Origin of the sequence: Streptococcus sp. TATVAM-FAB8, assembly GCF_046592795.1 — a bacterium.
Lineage (GTDB): Bacteria > Bacillota > Bacilli > Lactobacillales > Streptococcaceae > Streptococcus > Streptococcus ruminicola.
Map to the genome: position 1 here is coordinate 145151 of NZ_JAWVPQ010000001.1, position 16253 is coordinate 161403.

Genomic DNA, 16253 nt, shown 5'->3' on the forward strand with positions numbered 1-16253 from the left:
CAAAAAAAAGTCCTGCTATCTTCTATCCTCTCGTTTTCTAGCTTGATGGAAGTTGTGAAAAGTCACTGAATTTCAAATTCCAATCCGCTATTGGACAGACTCCTCACTACTTACTTAATAATAAAAAATGAGCTGAATGACCAGCCCATGAATTTTCGTACAAAATTCAAGATGCGCAGCCAACGTAAGCTATTAAGCAGCTTTATCGTCAGTTGCTATCTATTTACTTGATAAGATTGCTAGCGCTAAAGCAATTGCTAGCCAAAAGAATACTAGAACTGCTGTAAAACGTTGCATAAACGCTTCGAAGCCACGCGCTTTAGTACGTTCAAATAAAGCTTCTGAACCGCTGTTATCAAATACATTGCTACTTGGATTTTTCTGTGGTTGCAAAAAGATGGCAATCACGATAATAACAGATAATACCAGCAAAATTGTCAGTAGTACATTGTACATATTTTTCACTAAGAACGCGTCAGAAGGGCTTAAAATCGGGAAAACATCCACTACATCAACCTTCTGGGTTCTATTCCTTTCCTACACTATGGTCTTGATTATTCTATCATAATTATCCTTAAGATTCAACATGTAAGGTTACTTTTCGCTCTTTAGGACAATATTTCAAAACCTGAATTTTATCGGGATGAGTTGCTTTATTTTTGCTTGTCAAATAGTTTTTACTTCCGCAGCTACTGCATTTTAAATTAATCTTTACTCTCACACGATTTCCTTAACTTTCAAATATTTTCTAAAATTGATAAAGCTCCATGCGAAGTTTACAAAGACAATAAGACTTGTCACGTAGAAGACCGAACGGTACCCCATTCCTGTCGCTACTGCTGAACCGACAAACGGCCCCAAGACTTGTCCAATATTCATAAACATTTGATTATAGCTGAAAATACGTGAAATACCTTCTCGAGGTGTGATTTTAGTCAACAGCGAATTAACACTTGGCATCAAGGCACCCGTACCAAACCCATACAAGAAACGAACAATTCCCAACTGTAATGAATTTTGGGCCATGGCAGACAAGACATACATACCAAAGCTATAAAACAGAGCTATCAAAAGTAGTCTATGATTACCTATTTTATCACCAATTTTACCAAGAGTCGAGCTCGATAACATACTTGAAAACCCAAGAGCAGACACAATCAAACCTGATACAAACATCAAATTCTCAGTTTGTCCGAGATTACGAATGTACAGTGTTAGGATTGGGGAAATTGATTGTGCAGAAATTTGGATAATCATACTCGTTACAAATAAACCAATAAGGATTTGTTTGTCTTTAATTGAAGAAAAGACTTCTCGAGTTGACATCGCATTTGCTTTTGTAACTGGCTGAAATTCTTCCTTAATAAAAAAGACTGTTAGTAAATTACAGATTAATAAAATGAAACCAACTAGTAGAAAAACTTGTCGAATTCCCATGATTTCAGCTAAAACGCCACCTAATAATGGACCAACTAAGCTACCTCCAATAACTCCTGTTGCCAGCGTCCCAAGCGCGTAACCAGAACGACTCTTAGGTGCTTGACTGGCAATTAAGGCATTTGAATTTGGAACATAACCTGAAAACAGACCATTTAAAACGCGTAGCGCTAGCAACCAGAAAACATTAGGAACAAAAGCTAGTCCACCCATGGTAAAAGTCATTGCAAGGCTAGCTCTTACCATCATCGGTTTTCTTCCATAGCGGTCTGCCAAGCGCCCCCAAACTGGGGCAATTAATGCTGAAGCAAGTGCTGATAGGGACACTGCCAACCCAGCATACCATTCAACTTTGTTTTTAGGAGCGCCAAGTTCTTCCACATATAAAGCCATAAATGGCATGACAAGCGAAAAGCTTGCCCCAGTAAAAAAGTTACCAAGCCAAGCTATTCGTAAATTTTGTTTCCAATTAACTTCGTTACTTATGATTGTTCACCTTCTTTTCAAAAAAACGTCAATTGCTATTATAACACATTCCAAAAGAATTACTAAAAACTTGCTACGCAAAACGTTTTCCTGAAAAATATGCAGAAAATCAGACGATTTTCCAATCATTCATCGCCTATAATTCTTGCAAAAGCTGATTGATTTGTGCTTTTAATTCCGTAAGGTCACCACTGTTATCTAGCAATTTGTCAGCATAAGGCTTTTTAGCTTCTGTCGACATTTGGCTAGCCATGCGTTTTTTAGCTTCTTCTTTTGAGAAATGATTACGCATCACCAAACGCTCCAATTGTGTTTTCTCATCAAGATGAACCAACCAAATATCATCAAACCACTCCATATAATCATGCTCAATCAAAAGCGGAATATCCATAAAAAACACATCTTGAGTCTTAGCTAGTTCATCTCGTCTTCTAGCCAACTCTTCTCGGATAATACCATTTTGCAGACGCGACGACTTTTCTAGCATATCTTTACTTGAAAAAATCAGCTGTCCCAATTTTTTACGATCAAGTTCACCATTTTCTTGAAGAATGTCAGTGCCAAGCCAGTTACAAAGGGCTTGATAAAGCTTTCCACCTTTAGCCTGAAGTTCGTGAACCACCTGATCAGCATCAATCACTTGATAGCCATGTTTTCTGATTTCAGCAACAACGGTTGACTTGCCAGAAGCAATACCTCCTGTTATTCCAATTATTTTCGTCATCGTTTTTGACAAGCAGGACAAAAATGCGTCCCGCGACCTCCTACTTTTATTTTTTCAATTGGTGTGGCACAACGCGGGCAGGGCTCATCCGTTTTTCCGTAGACTTGTAAATACTCTTGCATTGTCCCATTTTCACCAAAAGCATTTTGGTAAGTTCGGATAGTTGTTCCACCTTTTTCAATGCCAAGTTGTAAGATACGGATAATCTCATCGTGAAGCAAATTGATTTCAGCTTTTTGAAGACTATTTGCTTGGCGTTCAGGATGAATTTTAGCTGCCCAAAGTACCTCATCCACATAAATATTTCCAAGACCAGCCACCAAAGTCTGGTCTAAAAGATAAGGCTTTATGAGTTTTTTAGAGGTAGATAGTTTTCGAGTAAATTCTGCCACATCAAAATCTTCCTTAGTCGGTTCAGGACCTAATTTCCTTTTTTGAAAATAAGCTGCAACTTGATTTTCGTCTACCAATTCCATGGTTCCAAATTTCCGAACATCCTTATAAACCAAAGTCGCCCCATCATCTAAACCAAAAAAGATATGAAAATGTTTATCCTCAGGAACCTGGTGCTCAAACAGCAAATATTTTCCTTCCATTCTCAGATGAGAAATAATCACTTGCTCATCTAGGTTCAGCAGCAAGTACTTCCCACGTCTACCAATCGACTGAATGGTTTGACCAAGTAAATCAGACTCAAAAGCACTTAAATCCGTTTTAACCATTTTCGGCACACGAACATCAACCGATACAATTTTTCGCCCAACAATCAAACGCTCAAGACCACGACGAACAGTCTCAACCTCAGGTAATTCCGGCATAATAATACGATACCAAGCCGTTAAGCGACTCAAAGAAAAATAGGAAATGGGACGACGGTGATAAACACCTAGTCACCATTTATCTTTTTTCAAAGAGTCGTAGGCGGGTTCTAGTCAACCAACCGCTTGGCGCTCCTTTCTAAATATTATTTGAAAAGAGGAGGTGCTCATCAACAAACACCTCCTAATTAAATGACCTATTAATATTCTTTCTCGTTGTAACCAAAGTCTGCGAGATCAAGTTTTTTATCACGCCAGTTTTTCTTAACTTTAACCCATGTTTCAAGATAAACCTTATCACCGAGCATGATTTCAATATCACGGCGGGCCATTTTACCAATTTTCTTAAGCATAGCGCCTTTTTTACCGATGATAATACCTTTTTGGCTGTCACGTTCAACCATGATTGTTGCACGAATGTGAACCTTGTCTGTCTCTGGATCACGTTTCATTGAATCAACGATAACTGCAACAGAGTGAGGCACTTCTTGTTCTGTCAACTTCAAGATTTTTTCACGAATCATTTCTGATACCAAGAAACGTTCTGGGTGGTCAGTGATTTGGTCTTCAGGGAAATATTGGAAACCTTCTTCCAAGTTATCTTTCAAGATATTAAGAAGTGTTTCAACGTTATTTCCTTGAAGGGCTGAAATTGGCACAATTTCTTTGAAATCCATTTGGCTACGGAAATCATCAATTTGTTCCAAAAGTTGGTCTGGGTGCACTTTATCGATTTTATTGATAACCAAAATAACTGGAATGTTAGCTGCTTTCAAGCGTTCGATAATCATGTCGTCACCTTTACCACGTTTTTCGTCAGCTGGGACCATGAAAAGAACTGTCTCAACTTCACGAAGTGTGCTGTATGCTGACTCAACCATGAAATCACCAAGTGCTGTTTTGGGTTTGTGAATTCCTGGTGTGTCGATAAAGACGATTTGTTCGGTATCTGTTGTATAGATACCCATGATTTTGTTACGAGTTGTTTGAGCTTTGTCGCTCATGATAGCAATTTTTTGCCCCATAACGTGGTTCAAGAATGTCGATTTCCCAACATTTGGGCGACCTAAAATCGCTACAAAACCTGATTTAAACATAAGATATAAAGGACGTTAAACGTCCCTACTCCTTTCATTATTTGCAAAATATTTTATCGATTGCCAAAAATCAAGGCAATAATTTTCGGTACAAAAATAATCAATCCTGTAATCACGGCATAAGTTGATACCACCAATACCGCTCCTGCTGCCATATCCTTGGCATTTTTTGCTAGCATTGAAAAATGATAATCACTAGCCAAGTCAACCACATTTTCAAGAGCAGAATTAACCATTTCTAAAGTGATGACTAAAAAGATGGCTAAAAATAAGAATAACCATTCAATCGCAGATATACGAAAAACAGCTCCTGCTGCAGTTGCTAAAATAGCTGACACCATGTGTTTACGCATATTTCTTTCTTCCTTGAAGGCTGTAACTATTCCAGTGATGGCAAATTCCATACTAGATACCAAGGTGCGATTTTTCCACTTTTTAGGGGAATTATTGTCTCTTAAGTCCATAGGCAGTTAAAATTTCTTCCTGTAAAGTAAACATTTCTTTTTCTTCTTCAGGGGTATAATGGTCGTAGCCATTGATGTGTAGGAAACCATGCACCGCTAAGAATCCCATTTCACGTTCAAAAGAATGACCGTACTCTTCTGCTTGTTCACGCGCTTTATCAACAGAGATAAAGAGCTCACCGATATAAGCATCGAATTCATCGAGCATTTCAGCTAGCTCTGGATTTTCAGCTAAATCTTCTTCTGAGAAAGTCAAATCTGACTCTGGTTTGTACTCTAAGCTGATAACATCCGTTGGACGGTCTGTGTCACGGTATTCTAAGTTCAATTCATGGCTGCGCTCATTAGTCACAAAAGTCACTGCCATTTCTTTATTTTCTTTACCAGTCTTTTCAGCAGCAAATTGTAATAAATCTAAAGTTTGATTTTTAATTTCTTCTGAAACTTGACCAGTTTCATCTATCATTTCAACGTACATATCTATCTTCTTTCAAAACTAATTATATCAAGGATATTATACCATATTAAGGATAACAGCGCCATTTTAGGCACTAAGAAACTTTTTAGTACCATTTAATCATAAAAAAAGAAGTAGCCTGAGGAATGCTACTTCTTTCTGGGAAAAGGAGTTAGAATTGGGTTAAAAAGTTAGTTAATGACCGACTATTTTAGACCATCTTTATTGTAGTTACCAGATTTCACAAGGTCGAATCCGACACTGTAAGGGAATTGGTTGCTAGTACCTGGTTGGTTGAAGATGATTTTGGCGTTTACAGTAGCGTATTCTTCTGGGAGATCAAGGTAGAAGTTACCAGCATCATCTTTAGTCATTTGTGTTCCAGGCCATGCACCAAGAGGGTATTGAACTGGATTACCATAGTAGACATAAGCATTGGCGTTATCCCAACCGCCAGGGTTATCAAATGTTACACGTGTTTTACCAGCAGGAACATCTGGAACTAAGCCAGCTTTAGAATAAACACCTTCAGCTTTGAAATCAAATCCTTCTTTTTGAGGGAATTGAGAACCTTGGTTGTTTGTAAAGATGACTTTTACACCTTCTTCAGCATATGACGCAGGAACTGAGATAGTGTAGCGACCTGTTGAGTCTTTTGTCATCTTAGTTCCAGGCCATGCACCTAGAAGTTTAGTGTCTTTAGCTGAGTACATGTAAGCATAAACGTCTGACCAGTTATCTGGATTTTGGAAGTAAATGCTTGTTTCAGCGCTAGGATCTTTCATTGTGAAAGTATACGTTTTAGTTGTTGCTTGACCATCAGCACCTGTTGCAGTCAATGTAACACTTGTTGATTGTCCTGCTTCAAGCCCTTCACCAACAGTGATTTTATCACCATCTTGGAAAGCTACTTCTTGACCATTGTCAAGTTTGTAAGTAGCAGACTCAGCATTTTTAGCTTTCAATGTTACTTCTGTTGCAGCAGAAATACTGTTATCACCCTCTTTGTAACCATCGATTGAAACTTGTGCAGTACCATCAGGTTTAGCATCATACAAAACAACTGATGAGCGAGATGACACATTACCAGTGATATGACCATTTGAAACGTTAAATTGACGTCCAGAAACTTGGTCTGTATAAGTACCATCTGCCAATTTTGTATCTGAATTCAATTGTTTGTCGCCATTACCAAGGTTAACAATAACAGCACCTTTATTACCACGTTCAATCATAGCCACTTGTTCATCGCCATTAGGGTTGCGAATGTATTCTGATTCACCAACCATGGCATTGTGGAATTTGTTCACCGCTTTGACTGTTGGGTCTTTGTAAAGGTCGCTACCAGCATCACCAATTTGTGATTGACCTGGGAAGCGTGTACCATTACCACCACCTACTGGACGTGAGAAGAACAATGGAGTTCCTTTAGCACGCGCAGTAATCATTGACCAACCAAGACGAATGTCATCATCGCTCATCCAAGTTGACACTTGATCATCATTAGCATAAGTATCATGAGATTCAACCCAAGTGACAAGGTTAGATGGATCAACACCTTGCGCTTGATAATTCATCAAGTTACCAGCAGCAGCACGTTTATCTTTCAAGTCATTACGGATTTGATTACCGTAATTAGAAGCTGTAACACTCATCAATTTAGAGTAATCTGCTTCGTGAGAAATGCTATCTTGAAGAACTTCACCATATTGGAATTCAGATCCATTATTCAAAATAACATTCCAGAAATTACTACCATATTCGCCTGGCAATTCAATATGTTTAGCAGTATCATAACGGAAACCATCAGCACCGTCAGCAACTGCTGTTTTCAAGAAATTCAAAAGATATTGTTGAATTTGTGGATTTTGAGTATTCAAATCATACAAACCTAGAAGAGCATTTTGTGTCACATCATAACGGTCATTCCAGTTTTTAATTTCTTTGTTACCATGTGTCCAATTTGGAATTTTTTTGATTTCTGGGCTGATTTGATTGTAATCAGATGTTGTGTGGTTAAGAACAGCATCAACAATAATTTTAATACCATATTGATCAGCCACACGGTTCATTTCTTTAAATTCTTCTTCAGTACCTAATTGGTAGTTACCAATAGTATGCAATGTTGGTTGATATTGATAGTACCAATTTTTCAAGCTCTTATTACCACCATTTCCAACAACAACTTGGTTAATTGGTGATGTTTGAACACTAGTGTAACCAGCATCCTTAATTGCTTGCATATTATCTTTAATAGTATTGAAAGACCAGCACCATGCGTGAAGTACTGTTCCTTCTTTCATTGAGACTTGTTCATCAGCCTTAACAGCATTAGCTTGTGCAAAAGCACCAGCACTGACTGCTGTCAAAACTAATAGAGAGCCTAAACCTTTTTTCATTTTCTTTTTCAAATTTACTTTATTACGAAGTGACATAAATAATCTCCTATAAAGATAAGTTAAAATACGCAACCGCTTTCAGAAACAAACAAAAAATAAAGCAGTATTATGCGTGAAACCTGTCCAATCAACAACATATACCTGCGTGTCTAGAAAGAATAATTAGCACATCATTTTCTTATAGGCATTCCTCCAATTTTTGTTGCAATCGGTTGCATATTTGTCTATATTATAGCATATTTTTTTGGAATCGCAACCAAAAAATGTCAATTTTTTGATAATTTAACCAAAAAATGTCAATTTTTTGATAATTTAATCAAAAAATTGACAAATCCCTTATGAAACCTTTTATTTTAAATAGTTTACCTTTGTCATTTTAAAATGCTGACTACTTACCCATTGACCATTAAATTGTTTATCATTAGGAATCCGTTCCACTTCTGTCATTCCAATTTTTTCCAACACGCGTGCTGAAGCAGGATTTTCAAGTGCACAAAAAGCATGAATTTCTTCAAAACCTAAAATATCAAAACAAAGTTTTAAAATCTCAGCACTCGCTTCAGTTGCAAAGCCACGTCCCCAAAACTTTTTATTAATAATGTAGCCAATTTCTGCTTCTTTTCCATCCGACCAATTCATCAAATCAATAGTCCCAATGAACTCTGAAGTCTCTTTTAAGACAATTCCATATCGTCCAAGAGGGCTCTTTAGATAAATGTTTTCAATCACCTTTTTAGTTTCTTCAATAGTCCGATTAGCTGGGAAATCCCATTTGGTATTTTCGGTATCTGACGTATAGGCAAACATAGCCTCGGCATCTGCCATTGTTACTGGACGAAGTAACAAGCGCTTTGTCTTAAGCACTCTATGTTCTTTTAATTGTTCTTCTAGCATCTTTTCTTCCTCAAACTCTATTAAAAAAGCGACCTAAAACAGGTCAACTTAGTTATCTTACTTTTCTTTTGGACTCACCATCTCTTCATCAATATGATTTATCAAATCTTGAAAATCACTAGCCAAATGTTTAGCTTGATCTCCTAGATTTTTTAAAACATCAGCTTCAATTTCAGAATCCAAAGCCTTCAAATCACCTTCTAGTCTTTCAGCTTGACTATTGAGCATTTCGCTCATCTTAGTCAACTTTTCAAGTGACGCACGATCACACATAAATCTCCTCCTAGTAATTTTTTCAGATAAGACTTGTACTTTTCTGGAAATTTTTTGAAACTTTCAGGTACAATGTCTATATTTATTTTACCTAAAAAAGAGAATTTTACTAGTTTTTTTAGATAATCTGGCATTTCTGTCCAAAAAATCCTAGAATCCTATCAATTTTGACTAAATTTTCTTAGGAGTCATGTAAGACAACAAAGTTTGAAATTCACAAGCTAAATCTTTGACTTCCTCTCCAAATGTTGCAAAAAACTCTGAGCAATTTTCTTGATTAGATGAAGAATACTGATCAATCAGTTTAAACTTTTGATCCAATTCTTCAGCTTGTTTCGACAATTGACTACTCATTTCTGATAAATTCTCAATCAATTCACGATTATCCATAAAACTTCTCCTTTGATGTGCTTTAACCTATTTCTATTCCTGAAAATATCATGAAAAATTTCAGTATACCTTATTTTACACTAAAAAGCCACCTTAATAGAGAATTCGCAGATATGAAAATCATTTTTTAATCAAAAAAGCCACACCTTGGTGTGACATGAAAATATTATTTTTCTTCTTTGGTGCTAGCTGGTTGACCAATAGTTTCATAGCTTGCAAAACCTGAAGCGCTAGTGCTATCGATAACTTCTTTTTGATGGTGAGCAGTTTTGCGCTCAGCGTCTTTTTCATATGCATTGATAATTTCAGCAACCACAGGGTGGCGAACCACATCGCTCGCTGAGAAATGAACAAAATCAATTTGCTTGATATGTTTTAGTTTTTCCGTCGCATCAATCAAACCAGATTTGACTTTCTTAGGCAAATCAATCTGGCTAGTATCACCATTAATAATCATCTTAGAATTAAATCCAAGACGCGTCAAAAACATCTTCATTTGCATGATGGTTGTATTTTGTGCTTCATCAAGAATCACAAAAGCATCATCAAGTGTTCGACCACGCATATAAGCCAGCGGTGCGATTTCAATAATATCACGCTCCATCAAACGTGTGGTTTGCTCTTTTCCTAAAATTTGGTAAAGAGCATCATAAACAGGACGAAGATAAGGATCAACTTTCTCTTTTAAATCACCTGGCAAAAATCCTAGACTTTCACCTGCTTCAACTGCTGGACGTGTTAAAATGATACGTTTGACCTGACCACGTTTTAAAGCTGTCACTGCCAAAGTCACTGCTAAGAAAGTCTTACCAGTACCTGCAGGACCAATCCCAAAGACCACATCGTGTGATTTAACACTATCCGCATAAACCTTTTGCCCAAGCGTTTTAACACGAATCGGTTTTCCAGAATTATCTTTGATGATTTCTTCTTCATAAAGGGCAACAAATTTGTCAATAGAGCCATTTTGTGCCATTGAAAGAGCCGTTACAACATCAGATGTATTAACCAACATGCCACGAGAAACCAAGACTAACAAAGCTTGAATGGTCACACGCGCTAATTCGACACTTTCTTTATCATCTCCTAAGATCTGCACTCGCTCTGTACGGGCATGAATGATAACCCCTAGATTATCTTCGATTAATTTCAAATGACGTTCATTTGAGCCAAATAGCGCTAGCACATCATCAGGATGACTTAAGGTAATTTCAACAGAATGCTCTTGCAAATAGAGTCCCTCTTTCTTTTGTGTTTGATAAGCCTATTATAGCTTATTTAAAGCAAAAAATCACGACTTACCGTGATTTCCTTTTTTATTTGAATCTAACAATCATTAATGCGCCAAATAATCTTCCCAAATTTTATCAAATTCACTGAGATTAAAAGCAAAGCTAGCCTCATCTTCTAGATAACGACTAATGGTTTCAAAATCATCAGTGTGCTTTGGAAAAGTAGTATCTTCAAAAACAAGGTCAGCTAAAATCGCTACAGGCTCATGACTTTTTGGGTTACGTTGCGTCATCAACCAAGTGTAAAATGACTTTCTCATTTCCAATTTTCCTCCAAAAATGCATGTCTGATAGCGCTGCTTTCAGCGTAGTGCTCAGGATTTTTCTTGTAAAAACCTTGGTGATAATCTTCTGCCACATAAAATGGTTGGACGGGTTCAATAGCAGTTACAATTGGATCTTTGAATCGTCCAGAAGCCTGCAAAGCTGCTTTAGAAGCTTCAGCAATTTCTTTTTGAGATTCATCACTATAAAAAATAACAGGACGATAATTGTCACCACGATCTTCAAATTGCCCAAAAGCATCGGTTGGATCAGTCTGTGCCCAATAAATCTCTACCAAATCACCATAAGAGATTTTTTCTTCATCAAAAATAATCTCAACCGCTTCAGTATGTCCAGTCTCATGCGCTTTAACTTGCTCATAAGTCGGATTTTCCACATGCCCACCAGTATATCCAGAGCGAACTGACAAAATACCATCTTGTTCTTCAAATGGTTGCACCATACACCAGAAACAACCACCCGCAAAAATCGCACGTTCCATTCTATAACCTCCAAAAATCTAGTGAATCTATTATATCAAAAAAATCAAAAATCGAGTTGTCCAGTGAATACTTTTTTCACGTGACTGGAAATCAAAAAAACTTCAATTTTAACTAAAAAAGACCACAGCTTTGCTTAAGGCATCACTGTAATCTTTTTTATATTTAATCCTCGTTTTCGATTAATTCTGTACCGAATTGGTCTTGTTTCACTTTACGTGCTTTCATCAAGCCACCAAGTGCTTTTTTAAATTGACCTTTAGAAATACCAAATGTTGCTTTGATATCTGCTGGAGATGATTTATCGTTTAGTGTCATAAAGCCACCATTTGATTGCAAATAAGTCAAAATCATTTGTGAATCATTTTCAAGCATTTCAAATGAACGTGGTTTTAGTGACAAGTTAAGGGTACGATCAACTTCGCGGAAACCAATCACACGTGCAGTTACTTCTTCACCAAGGCGTGGTTCTGCGTAGCGCTCACTTGGGTGAATAAAACCAAGCATGTTGTTATCTGGTAAGTAAACAAATGTTCCAGATAATTTCAAACGGTAAACAATAGCACGTAATTTTTCATTTTGCATGTTATTGTAAGCTGGTCCAGCCATTTTTTGGAAAACTTCAGGTTGCGCTGGAATTGCCCAGATACGGTCTTTTTTATCCACGTCAAGGTGAACATAAAGTTTATCACCTTTTTTAGGCCAAAGTTCTTTCATATCAGGCAAGACATCAAGTGACACAACAAATTGTTTGTCAGCAAGACCTGTATCCAAAAAGACACCCAAATCGCGGCGAACTTCCGTGACAACACCCCAACCGTAGCTAGTACGAGTTGTGGCAACTTCCGCTGTTGTCATACGAGCTTTTTGGTGCATATCAGTGTAGACAAATCCTTTGACCATATCACCAATTTTATGCTCACCTTCAGCCTTGTCTAACATAAAAGTCACGCCATCTTTTTGTACAAAATACGCTTTCGCATTTTCGTCAATCACAAGTCCTGTGATGACAGTGGCAAGTAAATTATTCATTTATTCTTCCTTTATAAAAGGGCTGAGACAAAAGTGCTCAGCCTCATTATTTATGCAATTGTAATAATCAAGGCGCAGTGGTTGAGTGGATTCTAATGCGCTGATAAATCAGCTTTTACAACCCTACTCAACTGTGCGGGGGTGGGACGACAAAATCGAATTTCTTCGAAATTACCGATTTTTGTCCCACTCCCCCTAACCTTTTTTCTTACTGATTAGACTTCAAGCAATTCTTTTTCTTTGTTTGCTGTCATAGTGTCGATATGTTTAACAGCTTCATCAGTTGCTTTTTGAATGTCTTTTTCAAGAACTTTCAATTCGTCTTCAGTGATTTCTTTAGCTTTTTCTTGTTTTTTAGCTTCGTCCATAGCATCACGACGGATGTTACGGATAGCAACTTTAGCATTTTCACCGACTTTTTTAACGTCTTTAGCAAGTGCTTTACGAGTTTCTTCTGTAAGGGCAGGAATAACCAAGCGGATTACTGAACCGTCATTAGCAGGGTTAATACCAAGGTCTGAAGCGTTGATTGCGTGTTCGATATCTTTCAATGATGATTTATCAAATGGAGAAATCAAAAGAACACGTGCTTCTGGAACTGTGATAGAAGCCAATTGATTAAGTGGTGTCATTGCACCATAGTATTCAACTTGGATACGGTCCAAAAGAGATGCATTTGCACGACCAGCACGAATTGAAGCAAATTCGCGTGCTAATGAGCTGTGTGATTGTTCAAAGCGTTCTTTAGCTTTTTCGATAATAGCATTAGCCATAAATAGTATTAGTCCTCATTTCTTGTTTTTTGGGAAATAGCAGAGCTGACAATTATTTGTCGTGGTGTTCAGCTTTATTTGAAACGGTTGTACCGATAGCTTCACCAAAGACAACACGTTTAATATTACCAGCTTGGTTCATGTTAAAGACAACCAAATCAATATCGTTGTCCATTGAAAGTGTTGATGCAGTTGCGTCCATGATTTTAAGACCACGTTTAATCACTTCACCATGTGTCAATTCATCAAATTTGACAGCATTAGCATCTTTCTTAGGATCGGCGTTGTAAACACCGTCAACACCATTTTTAGCCATCAAGATAGCTTCAGCGTCGATTTCAGCGGCACGAAGAGCAGCTGTTGTATCAGTTGAGAAGTAAGGTGAGCCGATACCAGCAGCAAAAATCACGATGCGATTTTTTTCAAGGTGACGAAGCGCACGACCACGGATGTATGGTTCAGCAACGTTTTGCATTGGGATTGATGTTTGAACACGTGTATCAACACCATTTTGTTGAAGGCTATCAGCCATAACAAGAGCGTTCATAACTGTTCCAAGCATACCTGTGTAGTCAGCTTGAACACGGTCCATACCAGCTGCAGCAGCTGGTTCACCACGCCAAAGGTTTCCACCACCAATAACCAAAGCAATTTCTACACCTGAACTATGTACTTCAGCAATTTCTTTTGCGATAGTTTTAACAGTTTCAATATCGATTCCGACACCTTTTTCACCAGCTAACGCTTCACCAGATAATTTAATTAAAATACGTTTATACTTAGGTTCCACTTCAAGTTACTCCTTTTTTTATCTTTATTATTTTAACATAATTTACCTATTTTACCTAGCAAAATTCGTTGAATTTTGAAAGATTAAAAACAGATCAACTATGTGATTCAAACAGATAAATCATTTCCCTTTTCATTTCATTAGAAAGATCACACAGCCCATAAAAAAATCCGTTTCAAAGAAACGGATTCTTCATTAATGTATCAATCAGAATGAGCTTGGATCTACTTTGATACCTACACCTTGTGTAGTAGTGATTGACAAGTTAGTCATGTAAGTACCTTTAGCAGTAGCTGGTTTAGATTTAACCATAACTTCGTGGATAGCTTTGAAGTTTTCAACCAATTTGTCTGCGTCGAATGATACTTTACCGATGATAGCTTGTACGTTACCTGCTTTGTCAGCACGGTAAGTGATTTTACCACCTTTAGATTCTTCAACTGCTTTAGCAACGTCCATAGTTACTGTACCAGTTTTAGGGTTTGGCATAAGGTTACGAGGTCCAAGGACACGTCCAAGACGTCCAACGATAGCCATCATGTCTGGTGTAGCGATAACTACGTCAAAGTCAAGCCAACCGTCGTTGATTTTAGCAACAAGATCGTCTTCACCAACGAAGTCTGCACCAGCAGCTTTAGCTTCTTCAGCTTTAGCACCACGTGCGAATACAAGAACACGTTGTGTTTTACCAGTACCGTTTGGCAATACCATTGCACCACGGATTTGTTGGTCTGCTTTACGAACGTCAATGTTAAGTTTGTATGCAACTTCTACAGATGCATCAAATTTTGCGAAGTTAGTTTCTTTTGCAAGAGCTACAGCTTCTTCTACGCTGTAAGCTTTAGTGCTGTCGATTTTTTCAAGTGCAGCACGCATTTGTTTGCTTTTTTTAGCCATTTAAAATTCTCCTTGTAATGTGGTCATATCGATTTGATTTAAAATCTCCCACGTCACTCATCAAATTACGATGAAGTCTTGCGGGTCTAGCGTGAATTAATCTCAACGGTACAGTGTGTTTACCTCAATTAATCCACTAATTGGGTTGCTATTGATTAGTCAACAACAGTGAATCCCATAGAACGAGCAGTACCTTCAATCATACGCATTGCAGATTCAACATTTGCAGCGTTTAAGTCTGGCATTTTAGTTTCAGCAATTTCTTGTACTTGTGCACGAGTAACTGTTGCAACTTTAGTTGTGTTAGGTGTTCCTGAACCTTTTTCAACACCTGCAGCTTTTTTCAAAAGAACTGAAGCTGGTGGTGTTTTAGTTACGAAATCAAATGATTTGTCTTCATATACTGAGATAACAACTGGGATGATCATACCAGCTTGATCAGCTGTACGAGCGTTGAATTCTTTAGTGAATCCCATGATGTTGATACCTGCTTGACCAAGAGCTGGTCCAACCGGTGGAGCTGGTGTAGCTTTACCAGCAGGAATTTGAAGTTTAACAACTTTTTCGACTTTTTTAGCCATTTATAAAATCCTCCTGTTGTGGTTTTGGCGGTAATTAAGATTTTTACCTCCCACAGATATGCTCAATAGCATACCCTACCATTATACATTAATTCTAGGAAAAAGCAAGGAATTTACATCAAATATTTCCTAAAAAATGCTTGATGTGACAAGTTTTTAGCTTAGTTTTTAAAAGCAAGCACTTTCAACTTTTTGATTCGGCTAAATTTCCTTTACTAGCTTGATCAAAAATTTAAAAGTATTTTTCAAGAATAATCTTCTAATTATTTACTTCTTCAAACTTTCAGTATAAAATATAAGACATGATGATGTACAAATTATTTTCCTTTTCTTTTATCTTTTTAACACCTATTTTTGCTTATATTCTTGTTAAATTTTTCAATTTAAAACGTTTTGGAATTCTCTTCACTGACCTTGCTTTTCCACTTTTTGCGTTTGAGATTGCTTTGGTCGTTAATAAATTTTTAGATAGCAGTGTTTTCTTTTACTATTTAATCTGTTTATCCTTACTGGCGCTTAGCTTAACCGCATTTTTCTTAAAGAGAAATCACTCATTTTCTTACCGTCGTTTTGGTAAATTTTTCTGGCGTTCAGGTTTTATCGTCACATTTATTTTTTACATTATTGTTTTAATTTTAGTTTTTACACTTGCATAATAAAAACGTTAACCTTCTGGCTAACGTTT

The 16253-nt window shown here is 37.2% G+C and carries 21 protein-coding genes; 1 reads left to right on the top strand and 20 read right to left on the bottom strand.

Annotated elements, in window-relative coordinates; translation table 11 throughout:
- Positions 1 to 219: 219 nt before the first annotated feature.
- The 20 genes from secG to rplK form a co-directional block, all read right to left on the bottom strand.
- The gene (gene secG, locus SFC32_RS00660; RefSeq protein ID WP_004232859.1) at positions 220 to 456 is read right to left on the bottom strand and encodes a preprotein translocase subunit SecG; all 237 of its coding nucleotides are present in this window, start codon (positions 454 to 456) and stop codon (positions 220 to 222) included.
- 118 nt (positions 457 to 574) lie between these two features.
- Positions 575 to 721 (bottom strand): 50S ribosomal protein L33, encoded by a 147-nt coding sequence (gene rpmG / locus SFC32_RS00665; protein WP_074450694.1) that lies wholly within the window; start codon positions 719 to 721, stop codon positions 575 to 577.
- Entirely contained in the window at positions 718 to 1887 is a 1170-nt protein-coding gene (locus SFC32_RS00670; RefSeq protein WP_074564186.1) for a multidrug efflux MFS transporter, read from the bottom strand. The genes rpmG and SFC32_RS00670 overlap by 4 nt, the downstream gene beginning before the upstream one ends.
- A gap of 172 nt (positions 1888 to 2059) precedes the next feature.
- Positions 2060 to 2647, bottom strand: coding sequence for a dephospho-CoA kinase (gene coaE / locus SFC32_RS00675; RefSeq protein WP_074564798.1), 588 nt, complete (start codon positions 2645 to 2647; stop codon positions 2060 to 2062).
- A complete protein-coding gene (gene mutM / locus SFC32_RS00680) occupies positions 2644 to 3465 on the bottom strand; it encodes a DNA-formamidopyrimidine glycosylase (protein WP_411049501.1) in 822 nt (273 codons plus the stop codon). Before mutM ends, coaE begins: the two co-directional genes overlap by 4 nt.
- A gap of 200 nt (positions 3466 to 3665) precedes the next feature.
- Positions 3666 to 4562, bottom strand: a complete 897-nt coding sequence (gene era / locus SFC32_RS00685; protein ID WP_074560727.1) for a GTPase Era — start codon at positions 4560 to 4562, stop codon at positions 3666 to 3668.
- Positions 4563 to 4615: 53 nt separating this feature from the next.
- Entirely contained in the window at positions 4616 to 5026 is a 411-nt protein-coding gene (locus SFC32_RS00690) for a diacylglycerol kinase family protein (RefSeq protein ID WP_039696489.1), read from the bottom strand.
- Positions 5007 to 5504: an rRNA maturation RNase YbeY gene (gene ybeY / locus SFC32_RS00695; RefSeq protein ID WP_039696488.1), complete on the bottom strand. Its 498-nt coding sequence runs from the start codon at positions 5502 to 5504 to the stop codon at positions 5007 to 5009. The genes SFC32_RS00690 and ybeY overlap by 20 nt, the downstream gene beginning before the upstream one ends.
- A 185-nt stretch (positions 5505 to 5689) precedes the next feature.
- Positions 5690 to 7918 (bottom strand): starch-binding protein, encoded by a 2229-nt coding sequence (locus SFC32_RS00700; RefSeq protein ID WP_411049500.1) that lies wholly within the window; start codon positions 7916 to 7918, stop codon positions 5690 to 5692.
- Positions 7919 to 8230: 312 nt separating this feature from the next.
- On the bottom strand, positions 8231 to 8776 hold the full coding sequence (locus SFC32_RS00705; protein WP_411049499.1) for a GNAT family N-acetyltransferase: 546 nt from the start codon (positions 8774 to 8776) through the stop codon (positions 8231 to 8233).
- Between the two features lie 57 nt (positions 8777 to 8833).
- A complete protein-coding gene (locus SFC32_RS00710) occupies positions 8834 to 9049 on the bottom strand; it encodes a hypothetical protein (RefSeq protein ID WP_252519613.1) in 216 nt (71 codons plus the stop codon).
- Positions 9050 to 9220: 171 nt separating this feature from the next.
- On the bottom strand, positions 9221 to 9439 hold the full coding sequence (locus tag SFC32_RS00715; RefSeq protein ID WP_074564193.1) for a hypothetical protein: 219 nt from the start codon (positions 9437 to 9439) through the stop codon (positions 9221 to 9223).
- 166 nt (positions 9440 to 9605) lie between these two features.
- Complete coding sequence (locus SFC32_RS00720) at positions 9606 to 10670, bottom strand: PhoH family protein (RefSeq protein ID WP_074868190.1); 1065 nt, start codon at positions 10668 to 10670, stop codon at positions 9606 to 9608.
- Positions 10671 to 10775: 105 nt separating this feature from the next.
- Entirely contained in the window at positions 10776 to 10991 is a 216-nt protein-coding gene (locus SFC32_RS00725; RefSeq protein ID WP_006532813.1) for a YozE family protein, read from the bottom strand.
- Entirely contained in the window at positions 10988 to 11497 is a 510-nt protein-coding gene (msrA, locus tag SFC32_RS00730) for a peptide-methionine (S)-S-oxide reductase MsrA (RefSeq protein WP_006532814.1), read from the bottom strand. Before msrA ends, SFC32_RS00725 begins: the two co-directional genes overlap by 4 nt.
- A 163-nt stretch (positions 11498 to 11660) precedes the next feature.
- A complete protein-coding gene (locus tag SFC32_RS00735) occupies positions 11661 to 12527 on the bottom strand; it encodes a S1 RNA-binding domain-containing protein (protein ID WP_074560733.1) in 867 nt (288 codons plus the stop codon).
- Positions 12528 to 12742: 215 nt separating this feature from the next.
- On the bottom strand, positions 12743 to 13300 hold the full coding sequence (gene frr, locus SFC32_RS00740; RefSeq protein WP_004232884.1) for a ribosome recycling factor: 558 nt from the start codon (positions 13298 to 13300) through the stop codon (positions 12743 to 12745).
- 52 nt (positions 13301 to 13352) lie between these two features.
- Positions 13353 to 14090 (bottom strand): UMP kinase, encoded by a 738-nt coding sequence (gene pyrH, locus SFC32_RS00745; protein WP_074560734.1) that lies wholly within the window; start codon positions 14088 to 14090, stop codon positions 13353 to 13355.
- A gap of 207 nt (positions 14091 to 14297) precedes the next feature.
- A complete protein-coding gene (gene rplA / locus SFC32_RS00750) occupies positions 14298 to 14987 on the bottom strand; it encodes a 50S ribosomal protein L1 (protein ID WP_004232886.1) in 690 nt (229 codons plus the stop codon).
- A 155-nt stretch (positions 14988 to 15142) separates the two neighbouring features.
- Positions 15143 to 15568, bottom strand: coding sequence for a 50S ribosomal protein L11 (gene rplK / locus SFC32_RS00755; protein WP_020917264.1), 426 nt, complete (start codon positions 15566 to 15568; stop codon positions 15143 to 15145).
- Positions 15569 to 15870: 302 nt separating this feature from the next.
- Here rplK and SFC32_RS00760 point away from each other — a divergent pair, with 302 nt between their 5' ends.
- A complete protein-coding gene (locus SFC32_RS00760) occupies positions 15871 to 16224 on the top strand; it encodes a DUF3397 domain-containing protein (protein WP_133017523.1) in 354 nt (117 codons plus the stop codon).
- Positions 16225 to 16253 lie beyond the last annotated feature (29 nt).